We start from the raw sequence: 15,308 nt of genomic DNA on the forward strand, positions 1-15,308 counted from the left end.
TGACCCTAACCCCGAATTAGTCCGGATCAGAAGTAGAGATTTCCGGCTCATTGAGGTTGGTACTATGGCCGCTGGCCAAGTGCTGGCGCGCGTATTCAGCAGGTGCCTGCCACTTCAGCGCGGAGTGGGGACGAACCTCGTTATAGTACGTCCGCCAGGCGTCGATTTTCTCCTTGGCGTCGGCAAATGACAAGAACCAGTGGCTGTTCAGGCATTCCTGACGGAAGCGGCCATTGAAGGATTCGCACTGCGCATTGTCCGTCGGCTTGCCGGGCCGGCTGAAGTCGATTTCCACCCCACTTTCGTATGCCCATTTGTCCATGGCTTTGGAGATAAACTCGCTGCCGTTATCGGTTTTGATGACGCGCGGCAGGCCGCGCAGTGCGCATACGCGACCGAGCGTCGCCACCACATCGTCACCCCGCAGGTTTTGCCCAATGTCGATGGCCAGACACTCTCTGGTGTAATTGTCGACCAGAGTCAAAGCACGCAGGCGGCGACCATCGAACAATTGGTCCATGACGAAGTCCATGCTCCAGATGTCATTGATGGCTTGCGCGACCGCTTTGGGTTGGCGACGTTGCGCCGACTTATTGCGCTTGGGGCGCTTGTGCCGCAACGACAAGCCTTGTTCTCGATACAAACGGTAGACCCGTTTGTGATTGTCTCGATAGCCTTCGCGGCGCAGCATCACGTGTACACGCCGGTATCCGTAGTGAACGCGCGTATGCGCTATCTCGTGGATTCGCATGACCAGCGCGCCACTGTCGCGTCGGCACGATTCGTAGCGATACAACGACCGGGAAATCATGACTGCGGCGCATGCCTTGGTCACGCCGACGCCGTAGCGCTTCATCAGATCATCCACGAGTACGCGGCGCAGCGAAGGCTTCAGAGCTTTTTTGCCAGAACGTCCTGCAACATTGCCTTGTCCAGCGACAGGTCCGCGACCAAGCGCTTAAGGCGATTGCACTCCTCTTCAAGCTGGCGCAGCCGTCGCAACTCCGAGGGACCAAGCCCGCCGAATTTCTTCTTCCAGTTGTAGAAGGTGGCTTCGCTCACGCCCATCTTGCGGCAGACCTCGGATACGGCCGTTCCCAGTTCGGCCTGCTTCAGCGCAAAGGCGATTTGCTCTTCGGTGTATTTCGATCTCTTCACGGCATGGCTCCTATTCCATATGGTGAAATAATGCCGGAATTCTCTAATTTAGATCGGTACTAAAAACTGGGTTAGGGTCACGTTACAGGGGGGTCTGACACCCACTTGGCGCCGGTTCAGGATGGCGTGTGGGTGTCAGACACCCGCACCAGGGGCGTCAAGCGGTCGCGATCGGCGTGACCGGCGATCCGATCGCGTGCGGCAGCCGCAGCGGCGGTGCGGTCAGCATGAAATGGTGGCGTCCGTTGGCGTGCAGGAACGCTGCCAGGTCCTTCAGATACCAGAGTTCGGCCAGCGGCAGACCCAGCTTGAAGAGGCAATGGTGGTGCAGCGGCAGCATGGGGCGCGCGCCGGCCTTTTCGCGGGCGGGATAGGCTTCCACCGCGTAGTTGTCGGCGCAGAGGGCGGCGATGCCGCTGTCCGTGATCCATTGCAGCAGCGCGTCGTCGGTGCCGTCCAGCGCGGCGCCATAGGTGTGCAGCACGTCAGGGTCCGGCGTGCCGTTCATGGCGACCACGGCTTCGGCGTAGCCGGTGCGCAGCACCAGCATGTCGCCGGGCTCGACGGTGATGCGGTCCGTTTCCAGGACGTGCATCAGTTCGGCGTGGCCGATCAGTGTGCGGCCCGGGCCGTAGTGGCGGAACAGGTCCACCAGCACGCCGCGGCCTTGCATGCCTTTCTGCGCCAGGTTCTCGATGCCGAGCTTGAGCGCGGCGGAGGGGCCGCCGCTGTTGCAGCCGCATCCGGTGTGGTCGCCATCGGCGGGGCCGACGACGTCCACGCCGGCCTGAAAGCCGTTGTAGTAGCGCAGCTCGGGCTTGCCGTCGCCATCGGCGTCGAACAGGGCGCCCACGTGCGCCAGCGCGTCCCACTGCGTCGAATACTGCATGGACAGCAGCACCTGGTCATCGCTCAGCACGTCCAGCGCGTCCGGGTTGACGTTCTTCAGCGGAAAGTTCAGGTACGGCGTGTCCTTGAGCGTCGTGGGGCTCAGGCGCGGGGGATGGCGGCGCGGGTTCAGGACGTTGCCGCCCGGCAGGTCCAGCGGCAGGGACAGGCAGAAGGTCTTGCCCGCGCGGATCTCGCGCGCGCCTTTCAGGACCTGTTCTTCGGTGATGAGATTCAGGCGGCCGAGTTGGTCGTCGGGCCCGAAGTCGCCCCAGTTGGAGCCTTCGGGCCGTTGCTTCCAGCGTTGCATGCGGCTCACTCCGACAGGAAGTCGACGACCGCGCGGGTGAAGGCTTCCGGCTGTTCCCAGTTCGAGATGTGGGAGGTGTCCAGTTCCACATAGCGCGCGCCGGGAATGGCGGCGGCCAGTTCGCGGCCTTGCGCGGGCGTGGCGGCCAGGTCGTGCGTGCTGGAGATGACCAGCGTGGGCGCGGTGATGGACGCCACCTGTTCGCGGAAGTCGGCATCGCGCAGCGCGGCGCAATTCGCGGAATAACCGGCGTCCGGCGTGCGGCGCAGCATGTCGATCAGGACTTGCGTGAGACCCGGTTGCGCGGCGCGGTAGCCATCGGTCAGCCAGCGCTCGACGAGCGTGGGCGCCATCTTTTCCAGCGTCTGCTCGGCGACCGCGGCGATGCGGGCGCTCCAGCCTTCGGCCGAGCCGATGCGCGCGGCGGTGTTGCACAGGATCAGCTTGCCGACGAGTTCGGGCCGCGCAAGCGCGAGCCACAGGCCGGTCGGGCCGCCCATGGACAGGCCGCAGAAATGCGCGCGCTTGATGTCCAGGTGGGCCAGCAGTTCCGCGACGTCGTTGCCCAGCTGTTCGAAGCTGTACTCGCCTTCGGGGATGGAGGACTTACCGTGGCCGCGGGTGTCGTAGCGCAGGACGCGGAAGTGCTTGGTGAGCTCGGGGATCTGGCGGGCCCACATGTCGGAGCAGGTGCCCAGCGAATTGGAGAGCACGAGCACCGGCGCGTCGGCGGGGCCATCGATGACGTAGAACAGCCGTGCCTGGCTGAGATCGGCATAAGACATGTGGGATTCCTCGGGGAAAGCCGCGGCCGCGCGTGGGGCGGCCGCGCGGGTATTACAGGTGGCAGACGCCGTCGACGTAGGCTTTGCGCCAGCGGGTGATGGTCACGCGGTCGAACAGGTTGGCTTGCGCGAACGGGTCGGCGTCGATGAACTGCTGCGCGGCGTCGCGCGTTTCCACGTCGACGATGTACAGGCCGCCGCCGGCATCCTTGCCGTCATCCTGCAGCTTGGCGCCGCACGCCAGCAGGAGCTGCTTGTTGGCGTCCAGGTATTCCAGGTGCTTGGCGCGGTGCTGCTGGCGCACTTCCTGGTGATTGGGCTTGTCGAAGGTTTCGATGATGTAGGGCATGCCAGGCTCCTGTCAGATCGCCGAGGGATGGCGCGCAAGCGCGGTGACTTCGATATCCATGTACGGAAAGAGCGGCAGCGACGACAGCAGCGTGTGCAGTTCGTCGTTGCTGTCGACGTCGAAGATGCTGACGTTGGCGTAGCGGCCGACGACGCGCCACAGGCTCTTCCATTTGCCGTCGCGCTGCAGTTGCTGCGCCAGGGCCTTTTCGTCGGCCTTGAGCTTGTCGGCGCGCTCGGCGGGCATGTCGACGGGCAGATTGACTTGCATTTGAACCATGAACAACATGATGGACTCTCCATGATGCCGCCCCGGCGCGCGGGGCGGTGTATCGGCAACATCGGCGGCTGGCGATCCAGCGCGCCGATTCAATCGGAAAACTTCAGCGGGAAAACGTCAGTTCGCAAATTTCAGCGGCAGGCCGGTCAGGCGCAGCAGGTCGTCGGCGGTGGTGTCGCCGAAGATGTCGGTGACCGTCACGCCATTGGCGTTGATGTCGAACACCGCCACGTCCGTGTAAACGCGCGACACGCAGCGCACGCCGGTCAGCGGGTAGGTGCAGGTCTCGACCAGCTTGCTCTGGCCTTCGCGGGTCTGCAGTTCCATCATCACGAAGACGTCCTTGGCGCCGATGGCCAGGTCCATCGCGCCGCCCACGGCGGGGATGGCGTCGGGCGCGCCGGTGTGCCAGTTGGCCAGGTCGCCGTGCTGCGACACCTGGAAGGCGCCCAGCACGCAGATGTCCAGGTGGCCGCCGCGCATCATCGCGAACGAATCGGCGTGATGGAAGAACGAGCAGCCGGGCAGCTCGGTGACGGGCTGCTTGCCGGCGTTGATGAGGTCATAGTCTTCCTCGCCCTTGGCGGGCGCGGGGCCCATGCCCAGCATGCCGTTCTCGGTGTGCAGGATGACTTCGCGGCCGGCCGGCAGGTGGTTGGCGACCAGGGTGGGCAGGCCGATGCCCAGGTTGACGTAGGCGCCTTCGGGGATGTCCTGCGCGACGCGGGCGGCGATCTGGTCGCGGGTCAGTTTGGTGCTCATTGCTGCTCCTTGGCGGCCGGCTGGCCTGCGATCTGCACGACGCGCTTGACGAAGATGCCGGGGGTGACGACGGTTTCGGGGTCCAGCTCGCCCAGTTCGACGATCTCACGCACCTGCGCCACGGCCACGCGCGCGGCGCTGGCCATGATGGGGCCGAAGTTGCGGGCGGTCTTGCGATAGACCAGGTTGCCCCAGCGGTCGCCGCGCTCGGCCTTGATCAGCGCGTAATCGGCGTGCAGCGGATATTCCAGCACGTACTGGCGGCCGTTGATCTCGCGGGTTTCCTTGCCGTCGGCCAGGGGCGTGCCGTAGCCGGTGGGCGTGAAGAACGCGCCGATGCCGGCGCCGGCGGCGCGGATGCGCTCGGCCAGGTTGCCTTGGGGCACCAGTTCCAGTTCCAGCTTGCCGCTGCGGTACAGGCCGTCGAAGATCTGCGAGTCCGCCTGGCGCGGGAACGAGCAGATGATCTTGCGTACCCGATTGGCGCCCAGCAGGGCGGCGAGGCCCGTGGTGCCGTTGCCGGCGTTGTTGTTGATGATGACCAGGTCCTTGGCGCCCTGTTCAAGCAGGGCGTCGATCAGTTCCATGGGCTGGCCGGCGGTGCCGAAGCCGCCGATCATGACGGTGGCGCCGTCAGGGACGTCCGCCAGGGCGGCGGCAGCGCTTGCAACAAGCTTAGAGATCATGATGTTCGCTCATAGGTGGCGTGTCATAATTTGTTCTTCATTAGAACTTTCGTTCTTCTGAAGAACATCGTTTCATGGGGAATGCGAAGGCGTCAAGGCATGCCGCACACCGCACTCTCCATCGTTCGGAGTCGTCCGCAAGGGGCGACGCAAGGCTCGCCGGGGCGGGCCTTTTACTCTTGGAACCAGACGGATGGCCGAGCAAGATCCCCAGCAACCCAGCGACAGCTACGTGCAATCCTTCGCGCGCGGGCTGTCGGTGATCCGCGCCTTCGGTCCGGAACGTTCGCAGATGACGCTGTCCGAGGTCGCCGCGGTGACGGGCCTGACCCGAGCCGGCGCGCGCCGCATCCTGCTGACGCTGGAGCACCTGGGCTACGTTACGGTCGATGACCGCAAGTTCGCGCTCACGCCGCGCATCCTGGAACTGGGCTACGCCTATCTGTCGGGCACGCCGCTGTGGAACCTGGCGCTGCCCTACATGGAAGAAGTTGCCGAGCTGACGCGCGAGTCCTGCTCCGTGTCGGTGCTGGAAGGCGCCGACATTGTCTACATCCTGCGCCTGTCCACGCATAAAGTCATGACGATCAACCTGGCCGTGGGCAGCCGCCTGCCGGCATGGGTGACGTCGATGGGCCGCGTGCTGCTGGCCGGCCTGCCGGAAGCGGAGCTGGACCGGGTGCTGGCGATGAGCCAGATCCGGGCCTACACCGAGCACACGGTGACCGACGTGGCCGAGCTCAAGCGCGTGCTGGCCGGCGTGCGCGCCGACGGCTACGCGTGCGTGGCGCAGGAACTGGAGCCGGGCCTGCAATCCGTGGCGGTGCCCATCCTGGATCGCAGCGGCCGCGTGATCGCGGCGATGAACGTCAGCGGCCACGCCAACCGGTTTTCGCGCGAGGCGATGCTGGAGGCCTTTCTGCCGCCGCTGCGCCGCGCGGCCGACCAGATCAACCACGCGCTGCTGCGCCGCTAGGCGGCGCCTGCGGGCGGCGGCGAGGTCGGGCCGGACGGACATGGCGGCCGCGCTCAGATGGGCGCGACGCCGAGCGTCGTGCCGCCGCAGACATACAGCATCTGGCCGGTGACGAAGCCGTTGTCGGGCGACAGGAAGAACATCGCGGCGCGCGCCACGTCTTCGGGCGTGCCCAGGCGCTTGACGACGATGCTGTTGATGATGCGCTCGGTCTGCGGCGCGCCGGCCGGGTTGCTCTTGGTGAAGAGGTCGGTGGCGATGGGGCCGGGGCCGATGGCGTTGACGGTGATGCCGTCGCCGCCCAGTTCCATGGCGAGCGTGCGCGTCATGCCGACGAGGCCGGCCTTGGTGGCCGAGTAGACGACGCGGTCCGGCTTGCCCAGCGCGGCGCGCGACGACATGTTGACGATGCGGCCAAAGCCGGCTTCGCGCATGGCGGGCAGCGCCGCCTGTACCAGGATGAGCGCGGTGCGCAGGTGCAGGTTCACCACATAGTCCAGGTCCGCCAGCGTGGCCGTGTCGGCCGTGCCGGGGCGGGTGGCGCCAGCGTTGTTGACCAGGCCCACGATGTTGTAGGCGCTGGTGACTTCGCGGGCGACTTCCTGGGTGCGCGCTTCATCGGTCAGATCGGCCTGATACGAGACCAGACCCGCCGGGGGATTCTCGGGCAGCTTGTAGTCGATGTTGACGACTTTGTGGCCGGCATCGAGCAGCATGCGGATGATGGCGGCGCCGATCCCGGCGCTGCCGCCGGTGACGAGATATGCGGTGGGTTTGGTCATATCGGTTTCCGTTCAGTGTTCAAGAATTCAATGGGTGAGGTAACCCCATGCCAGCACTGCGGTGATGTGGATCACGCCGACCCACAGCATCATGATGACGGTATAGCCCATGACGTCGCGCAGTTTCAGCTTGGACAGGGCCAGCGCCGGCAGGATCCAGAAGGGCTGCACCAGGTCGTTCCAGGCGTTGCCCAGCATGACGGCCATGGTGGTCTGGTTGAGCGCGCTGCCGATTTCCTTGGCGGCGTCGATCATGAACGGTCCCTGGATGACCCAGTGGCCGCCGGCGGACGGCGCGAAGAAGTTGATGACGAACGAGCTGATCAGGCCCCAGAACGGCAGGGTTTCGGGCGTGGCGACGTCGACGAAGACCTTGGAGATCGAGGTGACCAGGCCCGACGCGGCCATGATGGCCATGATGCCGGCGTAGAACGGATACTGCAGGATGATCCCGGAGATGGTCTTGATGCCCTCGGTCAGCTTGGCGACGTAGGCGGCCGGCGTGCCCAGCAGGATGATGCCCAGGAACAGGATGATGAAGTTGATGAGGTTCAGGTCCAGCGAGCCGCCGTCCATGAAGTGGAAGACGACATAGGCCACGCCCAGCGCGCCGATGAGCAGGCTGAGCAGGCGGCTGTTGTTGAGCTTGGAGGCGAGGGTGCCTTTTTCCAGCAGGTCGTCGGCGGCGCTGTTGGCGTTGGCGTCGCGGTCGATGTTGGGGTCGACCTCGACGATCTTTTCGCCCTTCTTGGGGTGCAGCCAGGCATTGAGCAGCGGCAGCGTGACGATGATGACCAGGCTGGTGATCAGCATGGGCACGGAGAAGATGGTTTCCGACAGCGGAATGGTGCCCATCTGCTTGGCGGTAGGATGGCCAGGCGTGGCGACGAGCACGGGGATGCTGGCCGACAGGCCCAGGCCGTACATGGTGAAGCCGCTATAGGCCGCGGCGATGATCAGGGGATAGTGCACGCCCTTGACCTTCAGGGCCAGTTTCTTGGCGACGATGCCGCCGATGACCAGGCCAAAGCCCCAGTTCAGGTAGCTGCCCACGCCGCCGACCAGGGTGGCGACGATGATGGCGGTGTGCGGCTTGTGGACGTGGCTGACGATGCGGTTGAGCAGGCGGTCGGTCAGCGGCGCGGTGGCCAGCACGTAGCCCATGGCGAGGATGACGGCCATTTGCGTGGTGAAGGCCAGCAGGCTCCAGAAGCCTTTGCCCCAGGCGCGGGTGACGTCGCCGATGCCCTGGCCTTCGATGCCCATGGCGAGCAGCACGGTGAGCAGGGTCAGCGCGATCGCAAAGACGAACGGATCGGGCAGATACTTGCGCATCAACTCGGTAAAGAATGAAGCCAATTTATTCATGGTGCCTCCAACAACTCCGTAAGGCGGTTCTCTGGTGTCCGGCGGCGCGCGTCATCGGGTGACGGTGCGGGCGCGCCGGACGATTGCTTTTCTTTGTGTGGCTGGGCTCGTGGCCCGGTGGCGCGGTCGGTCATGGCCGCCGCGCCTTGTATTTGGAATCGGGGCGTGCCGCTGCTCAGGAGTCGCCGGCCTTGCCGTTCAGCCAGGCGGCCAGTTCGCCCAGGGCGGCGCTTTTTTCGCGCAGGACGCGCTCGCGGCGTTCGGGGCTCCAGGTGTAGAAGCCCTGGCCGCTCTTGGCGCCGAGCTGGCCGCTGTCTACCTTGCTTTTGAGCAGGTCGGACGGTTCGGTACGGTTTTCGAGGTCTTTGTAGAGGTAGCTGGCGATGGCGTAGTGGACGTCGATGCCGTTCATGTCGCGCTGTTCGAGCGGGCCGGACAGGGCGAGGCGGATGCCGAGGCTCCACTTGACGACTTCGTCGATGTCCTCGGCGCTGGCGACCCCTTTTTCCAGCAGCGAGATCGCTTCGCGGGCGAGGGCGTGCTGGATGCGGTTGGCGATGAAGCCGGGGATGTCCTGGCGCACGAGGACCGGACGCTTGCCGGCAAAACGCAGGGTGGCCATGACTTTGGCGACGGTGTCTTCGGAGGTGTCGTCGTTGCGGACGACCTCGACGAGGGGGATGACGTCGGCGGGCGTGAAGAAGTGGGCGCCGACGAAGCGGTCGCGGCGCAGGACGGCGCTGGCGATGGCGTTGATGGACAGGCCGGAGGTGTTGGTGGCGAAGACGGTGTGCGCGGGGCACAGGGCGTCGAGCTTGGTGAAGATGCCGCGCTTGAGGTCCAGGTTTTCCGGGACGGCTTCGATGACGAGGTCGCTGGCGGCGGCGGCTTCAAGGCCGGGTTCCAGGCGGATGCGCTGGATGGCTTGCTGGACCTGGCCGGGGGCGTAGACGTTCAACTGGCGGTCGATGGTTTTCAAGGCCCGCTCGAGGGCGCCTTCCATCGGGTCGATGAGGACGACGTCGAGTCCCTTCGAGGCGAACAGCGCGGCGATGCCGCTGCCCATGGCGCCTGCGCCGATGATGGCGACGTTCTTGAGGGGAGTTTCCATGATGGCTCGCTGGATGCTTGCGGCGGGCGGCTTGCAGGCGGGCACGCGGGGGATCAGGGTGAACTCTGTCTCGTCCAGGGGTGCCTTTCTGTGCGCGCTCGGCCAGAAAAATCGTTTTGTTCTATATACGAACATTTGTGCGTATATAGAATTTCTGTCGGGGATAGTACTAAAAGTCGCCGGGGGTGGACAAATGGGGGATGGGGGGTGTTCGGTGGGTGGACGGTGAGGGAGGCGAGGTCGTTGCTGGCGTAGGGCGGGGTTCTTTTGATGCTGGGCTTTTGGCCGTTGTAGGGGAGCGTTCTTCTGACGCCCGGCGCGTCGGCGGCCTGGGGCGCGCGGGGCTACGATTGCGGTCCGGAGCCTTCGCTCCGGACTGCCCCTGCCTCATCCTCGTCATCGCCTTCGGCGATTCCTTCGGATTCCGTCGGGCGCATCTACACGCCCCGCGCACCCCAGGCCGCCGCCACGCCGGGCTCTGTGGTTTGAGCTTGCCGGCCGCTGGGGCGAGATGGGTTCTTTAGGTTCTTTGCTGCTGCGGCGTGGATTTGGAGCGTCTTGCGGGGCCCGCCCCACGGCGGCCGCGCGGGCGGCCTGGTGGGGCTTACGCGGTGTCTTGCGTCGGAGCGGGGACGCTGCGCGCTTGCGGCGGTGGGCGGAGGTTGTCGTGGGTTGCGCGGCGCTACGCTTCAGTGGCGCTATGACAGGCCACGCAAAGCTTGTTGCCATCCGGATCGCGGAAGTAGGCGCCGTAGTAATGCGCGTGATACTCGGGCCGAAGACCCGGCGGGCCCTCGCAGGTGCCGCCGTTTTCAAGGGCGGCTTGATGCGCCCGCCGCACCGCGTCCCGGGAATCGGCCATGAACGCGACCATCTGCCCATTGCCCGGTTCATGCGGCAAACCGTTGTGGGGCCTGCAAATCACGAAATACGGGCGCTGCTGGCCGCTGCTTTGCCACCCGGCCCACGGCCGGTCTCTATCGCAGAATCGCGATTCGACCCCAAGGGTTTCAAACATGGCGCTGTAGAAGCGCAGGGCGCGGTCGAAGTCGCTGACGCTGACGAAGATGTGCGAGAACATGGGTGGACACTTCCTGGAAGGGCGCTTCGATGCGCCGGGTGTCTGCTTCGTCCGTGATCCAGGTGGGACCCCGCGCGGATCAGGTGCAGCGCTTGACCAGCTGGTTGAGGAGTTCGGTCACTTCACCGGGCTGCTCCAGACCGGGCAGATGGGCGACGTCCCGCAGCGCGTGGGCTTGCGCATTCGGCAACAAGCGCGCCACCGTTTGAGCGCGCTGCTGGATGTGGGGAAAGTCCAGCTTTCCCCATATGACCGAGGCCGGGACGTCGATGTTTCCTAGCTGATCAAAGGGCTGGCCATCGTCGCGGTTCTTTCCCGAGGGGGCGGCGGCCAGCGCGATGGCGTTCATCTCCAGGAACAGGCGCCGTGTCTGGCCAGACACGCGCCCTTCGGGAGCCAATGGCCCGTCAAGGAACAACCGCGCCTTGATCTCGTTGAGCCGGGCGAGGTCCCGGCCGGATTCTGCCTGTTGTTGGTGCGCCATCATTTCCTGGATTTCGGAGGGATAGACCGGTGCGGGCGCGCCGTTCACGGTGGGCGATATCAGCATCAGGCCGCGTACCCGGGCGGAGTGCATCAGGGCTGCATTCAGGGCGATGTTGGCGCCTTGGGAGCAGCCGGCCAGGATCACCGGGACGGAGCCGGCTGTGGCGTCGATGACGGCAAGCAGGTCGGCGACGGCGGAGTGGTCTTCCGCCTTGGTCCGTGTCTGCCCGAAGCCGCGCCGGTCGTAGGCGATGGCCTGGTAGTTCGAGCCGCCGGCCTGCAACGGGGCGCGCCACATGCGCCGGTCGCAGACGTTGGCGTGGAGGAACACCACGGGCATGCCGCTGCCGGCCGTTTCGGCGGCGATCGTGGCGGCGCCGGAGACAACCTGCAAGGTGGTGTTCACGTGGCCGTCCCTTACCCCGAATTCCTCAACCCCGCCGCGATCCCGTTGATTGTCAGGTGGATGGCGCGTTGCACGCGCTTGTCGACCTCGGCGGCGGGGTTTTTCTGCGCGGCGCGGTGGCGGCGGATGAGGTCGATCTGCAGGTAGTTCAGCGGGTCGATGTAGGCGAAGCGTTCGCGCAGGGAGGCTTGCAGCGTGGGGTTGTCGGCCAGCAGTTCGCGCTGCGTCAGGAGCTTGAGCATGGCGAGCGTGCGGCCGTGTTCGGCGCTGATGGCGCCGAAGATGCGTTCGCGCAGGGCGCGTTGCGGCACGAGTTGGGCGTAGCGGGCGGCGATGGCGAGGTCGGATTTGGCCAGGACCATTTCCATGTTGGAGAGCAAGGTGCGGAACGCGGGCCAGTCGCGGGCCATTTCGCGCAGTTGCGCGAGGCGGCTGCGGCGGGAGCGGGGGGCGTCGGGCGCGCCGGTTTCCAGGTAGGCCTCGATGGCGGAACCCATGCCGTACCAGCCGGTGAGCATGAGGCGGCACTGGGCCCAGGAGAATCCCCAGGGAATGGCGCGCAGGTCTTCGATGCGCTGGCCTTTCTTGCGGGAGGCGGGGCGCGAGCCGATGTTCAGGCCGGCGATTTCGCTGATGGGCGTGGCGGCGAAGAAGTAGTCGGCGAAGCCGGGGGTGTCGTAGACGAGGCCACGGTAGGTGCGCTGCGCGGTGTCGGACATGAAGGACATGGCGGGGCCGTGGTGGGCCATGTGGGCGTCTTCGGCGCTGGTGGCTTCGGCGCGGGGCGCGAGGCTGGATTCCAGGGTGGCGGCGACCAGCAGTTCAAGGTGCCAGCGGCCGACTTCGGCGTCCTTGTATTTGCTCTGGATGACTTCGCCCTGTTCGGTCAGGCGGATCTGGCCGGCGACGGTGCCGGGGGGCTGGGCGAGGATGGCGTCGAAGCTGGAGCCGCCGCCGCGGCCGACGGAGCCGCCGCGTCCGTGGAAGAGGCGCAGGCGCACGTTGCGGCTGGAGAAGACGTCGACGAGCGCGCGTTCGGCCTGGTAGAGCGACCAGTTGGACGTGAGGAAGCCGCCGTCCTTGTTGCTGTCCGAGTAGCCCAGCATGACTTCCTGCGCGCCGTTCTGCGCGCGTTTCACGCGCTGGCGGATTTCGGGCAGGTCGAGCCAGGCGGCCATGATGTCGGCGCCGCGCTGAAGGTCGGGGATGGTTTCGAAGAGCGGCACGACCATGAGGCCGTCTTCGGGGAGGATGTCCTGGCCGGCGGGCGCGATGAGGCCGGCTTCTTTTTGCAGGACCATGACTTCGAGCAGGTCGCTCAGGGTCTCGGTGTGGGAGACGATGGTCTGACGCACGGCCTGCTTGCCGTAGCGCGCGCGGCCGGCCGCGGCGGCGCGCAGGACGGCGAGTTCGCGGGTGGTGTCTTCGCTGTAGGCGATCCAGGGCGAGGCGAGCGGGCGCGCCTGGGCGAGTTCGGCGCGCAGCAGCGCGACGCGTTCGTCTTCGGACAGCGCCAGGTAGTCCAGGGGCTTGCCGTCGTGCGTGACGCCGGCGCGGGAGAAGAGTTCGGCGAGGGCGTTTTCGTGGACGTCCGAGCTTTGGCGCAGGTCGACCGTGGCGAGGTGAAAGCCGAAGACTTCGACGGCCTGCTGCAGGCCGGACAGGCGCAGCTTGGCGACGGGGGCGCCGTGGTGGGCGGCAAGCGAGGCGGCGATGATGGCCAGGTCGGCCGCCAGCTCCTGGGGCGCGTCATAGGCGGGCGCGGCGACGGTGCTGCGGCGGGCGAGGTTCTGGCCGGTCAGGCGCTGCGCGGTGGCGGCAAGGCGGGCGTAGACGCCGACGAGGGCGCGGCGGTAGGGTTCGTCGCGGCGGTGCGGCGAGTCGTCGCCGCTGCGCTCGGCCAGCGCCAGCAGTTGCGGGTCGACGGCGATGAGCAGGGTGGTGATGGACAGTTCGGCGCCCAGCGCGTGGACTTCCTGCAGGTAGTGCTCGAAGAGGACGGTGGCTTGGCGCAGCAGGGCGCGTTCGAGGGTGGCGGCGTCGACGTTGGGGTTGCCGTCGCGGTCGCCGCCGATCCAGCTTCCCATGCGCAGGAAGGGCTCCAGGGGCGGGGCCGGCGCGGCGAAGGGCTTGGCGGATTCGCGGTTGAGCAGCTTGGACAGGTCGCCGTACAGGCGCGGGATGACCTGCAGGAAGGTGCTGCGGTAGTACGAGAGCGCGTTTTCGATTTCGTCGGCGACCGTCAGGCGCGTGTAGCGCAGCATGCGGGTCTGCCACAGGGTGGCGACGCGGCCGAGCAGGGCGGTGTCGAGCTCGGCCAGCTCGTCGGGCGTGAGCTGGGCTTCGCGCTGCGCGAGCGCGGTGGAGATCTCGCGGTGCACGTCCAGGGTGCTCTTGCGCTGCACTTCGGTGGGATGCGCGGTGAGCACGGGCATGACGCAGGCTTCGGCCAGCAGCCGGCGGATGCGCGCGACGCCGACGCCTTGTCCGCCCAGGATCTGGATGGCTTCGCGCAGGCTGCCGCGCGCGGGCGTGGCGTCGGTCAGGGCGCGTTCGCGCTGGCGGCGGTTCTGGTCGCGGTCTTCGGCAATGTTGGCCAGGTGCAGGAAGTAGCTGAAGGCGCGCGCGACGGAGTTGGGGTCGCTGCCCTGCAGCCGCTTGACGCGCTGTTCGAGCAGCTTGCTGTCGGCATCGTCGCCTTCGCGGCGGAACTTGACGGCGGTGCGGCGCAGGGTCTCGATGGTGTCGAAGACGCGCTTGCCTTCGCATTCTTCGATGACCTCTCCTAACAGTCGGCCTAACAGCCGGATATCGTGACGCAAGGGTGCTGCGGAATCGGACTGCGTGCGCTTGGCATTCATCGTGCGGAGATCCGTATGGAGGCCGTTGGAAAGGGAAAGGTCTAAGGGGACGTTGCGGGCAAACCTGGAAATCGATCGGTCGATTTTACGCAGCGTTCCTTACGGGCAAGCCCATTTGCTCGGTTAAAGTTCCAGTTGTCCCTTCGTCATTCCAGAAGCCCCCTTTATGCAAAATCATCAACGTCGCGCGCTCGTGCTGTTTTCGGGCGGCCAGGACTCCACCACTTGCCTGGCCTGGGCGCTGGATCGCTATGCCCATGTGGAAACGGTGGCGTTCGATTACGGCCAGCGCCATCACATCGAACTTTCCGCGCGCCTGAACGTGCTGCGCGAGATCCGCGCCAACTTCCCCGACTGGGCGCCGCGGCTGGGCGAGGACCATCTGCTGGACCTGAAGGTGCTGGGCCAGGTGGGCGATACCGCCATGACCAGCGACCGGGCAATCGAGATGCAGGCCAACGGACTGCCGAATACGTTCGTGCCGGGGCGCAACCTGCTGTTTTTGACGCTGGCGGCGGCGCTGGGCTATCGGCGTCAACTGGATGTGCTGGTGGGCGGCATGTGCGAGACGGACTTCTCCGGCTATCCGGATTGCCGCGACGACACGATCAAGGCGCAGCAAGTGGCGCTGGGTCTGGGGCTGGGATCGCGGGTGACGATCGAGACGCCGCTGATGTGGATCGACAAGTCCGAGACCTGGGCGCTGGCGCATGCGCTGGGCGGGGATGCGCTGGTCGAGACGATCGTCGAGGAAAGCCATACGTGCTACCTGGGCGAGCGCGGAGCCCGGCATGACTGGGGGTACGGCTGCGGGGAATGCCCAGCCTGCAAGCTGAGGAAGATCGGATGGGAGAAGTGGGTGGTGGCGTCTGCTGCCGAGGGGTGAGTCGCTGTCGGTTTGCGTTTCTTGGTTGTGAGCTATCTTGCGTCTGACGATGACGCTTCGCGTGTGGCTGCGGTGACGGTTCTTCAGGTGCCTGACTGCGTTGAGATTCGCCTGTTCATTTTGCGCCGGCGTGT

At 66.1% G+C, this 15,308-nt stretch carries 15 protein-coding genes; 2 read left to right on the forward strand and 13 right to left on the reverse strand.

Going from position 1 to position 15,308, the window contains the following annotated elements; translation table 11 throughout:
- Nucleotides 1-16 precede the first annotated feature (16 nt).
- From BMW75_RS19230 to BMW75_RS19260, 7 genes are all read right to left on the reverse strand, one after another.
- Nucleotides 17-1,158 (reverse strand): IS3 family transposase gene (locus BMW75_RS19230; RefSeq protein WP_254792069.1). Its coding sequence is split into 2 segments (ribosomal slippage): nt 17-906 and nt 906-1,158, totalling 1,143 coding nucleotides; the frame shifts between segments, so codons are not numbered across the junction.
- Between the two features lie 157 nt (nt 1,159-1,315).
- Nucleotides 1,316-2,356 carry a cyclase family protein gene (locus BMW75_RS19235; RefSeq protein WP_076517375.1) on the reverse strand — a complete coding sequence of 347 codons (1,041 nt, stop codon included), beginning with the start codon at nt 2,354-2,356 and terminating at the stop codon, nt 1,316-1,318.
- Between the two features lie 5 nt (nt 2,357-2,361).
- Entirely contained in the window at nt 2,362-3,141 is a 780-nt protein-coding gene (pcaD, locus tag BMW75_RS19240) for a 3-oxoadipate enol-lactonase (protein ID WP_092581460.1), read from the reverse strand.
- Between the two features lie 52 nt (nt 3,142-3,193).
- Complete coding sequence (locus tag BMW75_RS19245) at nt 3,194-3,490, reverse strand: YciI family protein (RefSeq protein ID WP_092581461.1); 297 nt, start codon at nt 3,488-3,490, stop codon at nt 3,194-3,196.
- Between the two features lie 12 nt (nt 3,491-3,502).
- Nucleotides 3,503-3,778 (reverse strand): muconolactone Delta-isomerase, encoded by a 276-nt coding sequence (gene catC, locus BMW75_RS19250; protein ID WP_076517370.1) that lies wholly within the window; start codon nt 3,776-3,778, stop codon nt 3,503-3,505.
- A 108-nt stretch (nt 3,779-3,886) separates the two neighbouring features.
- On the reverse strand, nt 3,887-4,531 hold the full coding sequence (locus tag BMW75_RS19255) for a 3-oxoacid CoA-transferase subunit B (RefSeq protein ID WP_076517368.1): 645 nt from the start codon (nt 4,529-4,531) through the stop codon (nt 3,887-3,889).
- Nucleotides 4,528-5,217: a 3-oxoacid CoA-transferase subunit A gene (locus tag BMW75_RS19260; protein WP_092581462.1), complete on the reverse strand. Its 690-nt coding sequence runs from the start codon at nt 5,215-5,217 to the stop codon at nt 4,528-4,530. The genes BMW75_RS19255 and BMW75_RS19260 overlap by 4 nt, the downstream gene beginning before the upstream one ends.
- Nucleotides 5,218-5,410: 193 nt before the next feature.
- Between BMW75_RS19260 and BMW75_RS19265 the strand changes: the two genes are divergently transcribed.
- A complete protein-coding gene (locus BMW75_RS19265; protein WP_076517367.1) occupies nt 5,411-6,193 on the forward strand; it encodes an IclR family transcriptional regulator in 783 nt (260 codons plus the stop codon).
- 53 nt (nt 6,194-6,246) lie between these two features.
- On the opposite strand, the gene BMW75_RS19270 is transcribed toward BMW75_RS19265, so the two are convergent.
- The 6 genes from BMW75_RS19270 to ppc all read right to left on the reverse strand — a co-directional run bounded on the left by BMW75_RS19270 (nt 6,247) and on the right by ppc (nt 14,288).
- The gene (locus BMW75_RS19270; protein WP_076517365.1) at nt 6,247-6,975 is read right to left on the reverse strand and encodes an SDR family NAD(P)-dependent oxidoreductase; all 729 of its coding nucleotides are present in this window, start codon (nt 6,973-6,975) and stop codon (nt 6,247-6,249) included.
- A 27-nt stretch (nt 6,976-7,002) separates the two neighbouring features.
- Nucleotides 7,003-8,343 (reverse strand): short-chain fatty acid transporter, encoded by a 1,341-nt coding sequence (locus BMW75_RS19275; RefSeq protein WP_092581463.1) that lies wholly within the window; start codon nt 8,341-8,343, stop codon nt 7,003-7,005.
- Between the two features lie 175 nt (nt 8,344-8,518).
- Nucleotides 8,519-9,454, reverse strand: a complete 936-nt coding sequence (locus BMW75_RS19280; protein ID WP_076521833.1) for a 3-hydroxyacyl-CoA dehydrogenase family protein — start codon at nt 9,452-9,454, stop codon at nt 8,519-8,521.
- A gap of 682 nt (nt 9,455-10,136) precedes the next feature.
- Nucleotides 10,137-10,535 (reverse strand): VOC family protein, encoded by a 399-nt coding sequence (locus BMW75_RS19285; protein ID WP_092581464.1) that lies wholly within the window; start codon nt 10,533-10,535, stop codon nt 10,137-10,139.
- 79 nt (nt 10,536-10,614) lie between these two features.
- Entirely contained in the window at nt 10,615-11,427 is an 813-nt protein-coding gene (locus BMW75_RS19290) for an alpha/beta fold hydrolase (RefSeq protein WP_254792070.1), read from the reverse strand.
- An 11-nt stretch (nt 11,428-11,438) separates the two neighbouring features.
- On the reverse strand, nt 11,439-14,288 hold the full coding sequence (ppc, locus tag BMW75_RS19295; RefSeq protein ID WP_092581465.1) for a phosphoenolpyruvate carboxylase: 2,850 nt from the start codon (nt 14,286-14,288) through the stop codon (nt 11,439-11,441).
- 166 nt (nt 14,289-14,454) lie between these two features.
- Here ppc and queC point away from each other — a divergent pair, with 166 nt between their 5' ends.
- Complete coding sequence (queC, locus tag BMW75_RS19300; RefSeq protein ID WP_092581466.1) at nt 14,455-15,174, forward strand: 7-cyano-7-deazaguanine synthase QueC; 720 nt, start codon at nt 14,455-14,457, stop codon at nt 15,172-15,174.
- Nucleotides 15,175-15,308 lie beyond the last annotated feature (134 nt).

The organism is Achromobacter sp. NFACC18-2 (genome assembly GCF_900108985.1).
Classification (GTDB): Bacteria; Pseudomonadota; Gammaproteobacteria; order Burkholderiales; family Burkholderiaceae_B; genus Achromobacter.

Coding starts and splice junctions, on each gene's coding strand:
- BMW75_RS19235 (WP_076517375.1), bottom strand. CDS start 2,356: ATGCAACGCTGGAAGCAACGGCCCGAAGGCTCCAACTGGGGCGACTTC.
- catC (WP_076517370.1), bottom strand. CDS start 3,778: ATGTTGTTCATGGTTCAAATGCAAGTCAATCTGCCCGTCGACATGCCC.
- pcaD (WP_092581460.1), bottom strand. CDS start 3,141: ATGTCTTATGCCGATCTCAGCCAGGCACGGCTGTTCTACGTCATCGAT.
- BMW75_RS19255 (WP_076517368.1), bottom strand. CDS start 4,531: ATGAGCACCAAACTGACCCGCGACCAGATCGCCGCCCGCGTCGCGCAG.
- BMW75_RS19265 (WP_076517367.1), top strand. CDS start 5,411: ATGGCCGAGCAAGATCCCCAGCAACCCAGCGACAGCTACGTGCAATCC.
- BMW75_RS19285 (WP_092581464.1), bottom strand. CDS start 10,535: ATGTTCTCGCACATCTTCGTCAGCGTCAGCGACTTCGACCGCGCCCTG.
- BMW75_RS19280 (WP_076521833.1), bottom strand. CDS start 9,454: ATGGAAACTCCCCTCAAGAACGTCGCCATCATCGGCGCAGGCGCCATG.
- BMW75_RS19245 (WP_092581461.1), bottom strand. CDS start 3,490: ATGCCCTACATCATCGAAACCTTCGACAAGCCCAATCACCAGGAAGTG.
- BMW75_RS19260 (WP_092581462.1), bottom strand. CDS start 5,217: ATGATCTCTAAGCTTGTTGCAAGCGCTGCCGCCGCCCTGGCGGACGTC.
- BMW75_RS19275 (WP_092581463.1), bottom strand. CDS start 8,343: ATGAATAAATTGGCTTCATTCTTTACCGAGTTGATGCGCAAGTATCTG.
- ppc (WP_092581465.1), bottom strand. CDS start 14,288: ATGAATGCCAAGCGCACGCAGTCCGATTCCGCAGCACCCTTGCGTCAC.
- queC (WP_092581466.1), top strand. CDS start 14,455: ATGCAAAATCATCAACGTCGCGCGCTCGTGCTGTTTTCGGGCGGCCAG.
- BMW75_RS19270 (WP_076517365.1), bottom strand. CDS start 6,975: ATGACCAAACCCACCGCATATCTCGTCACCGGCGGCAGCGCCGGGATC.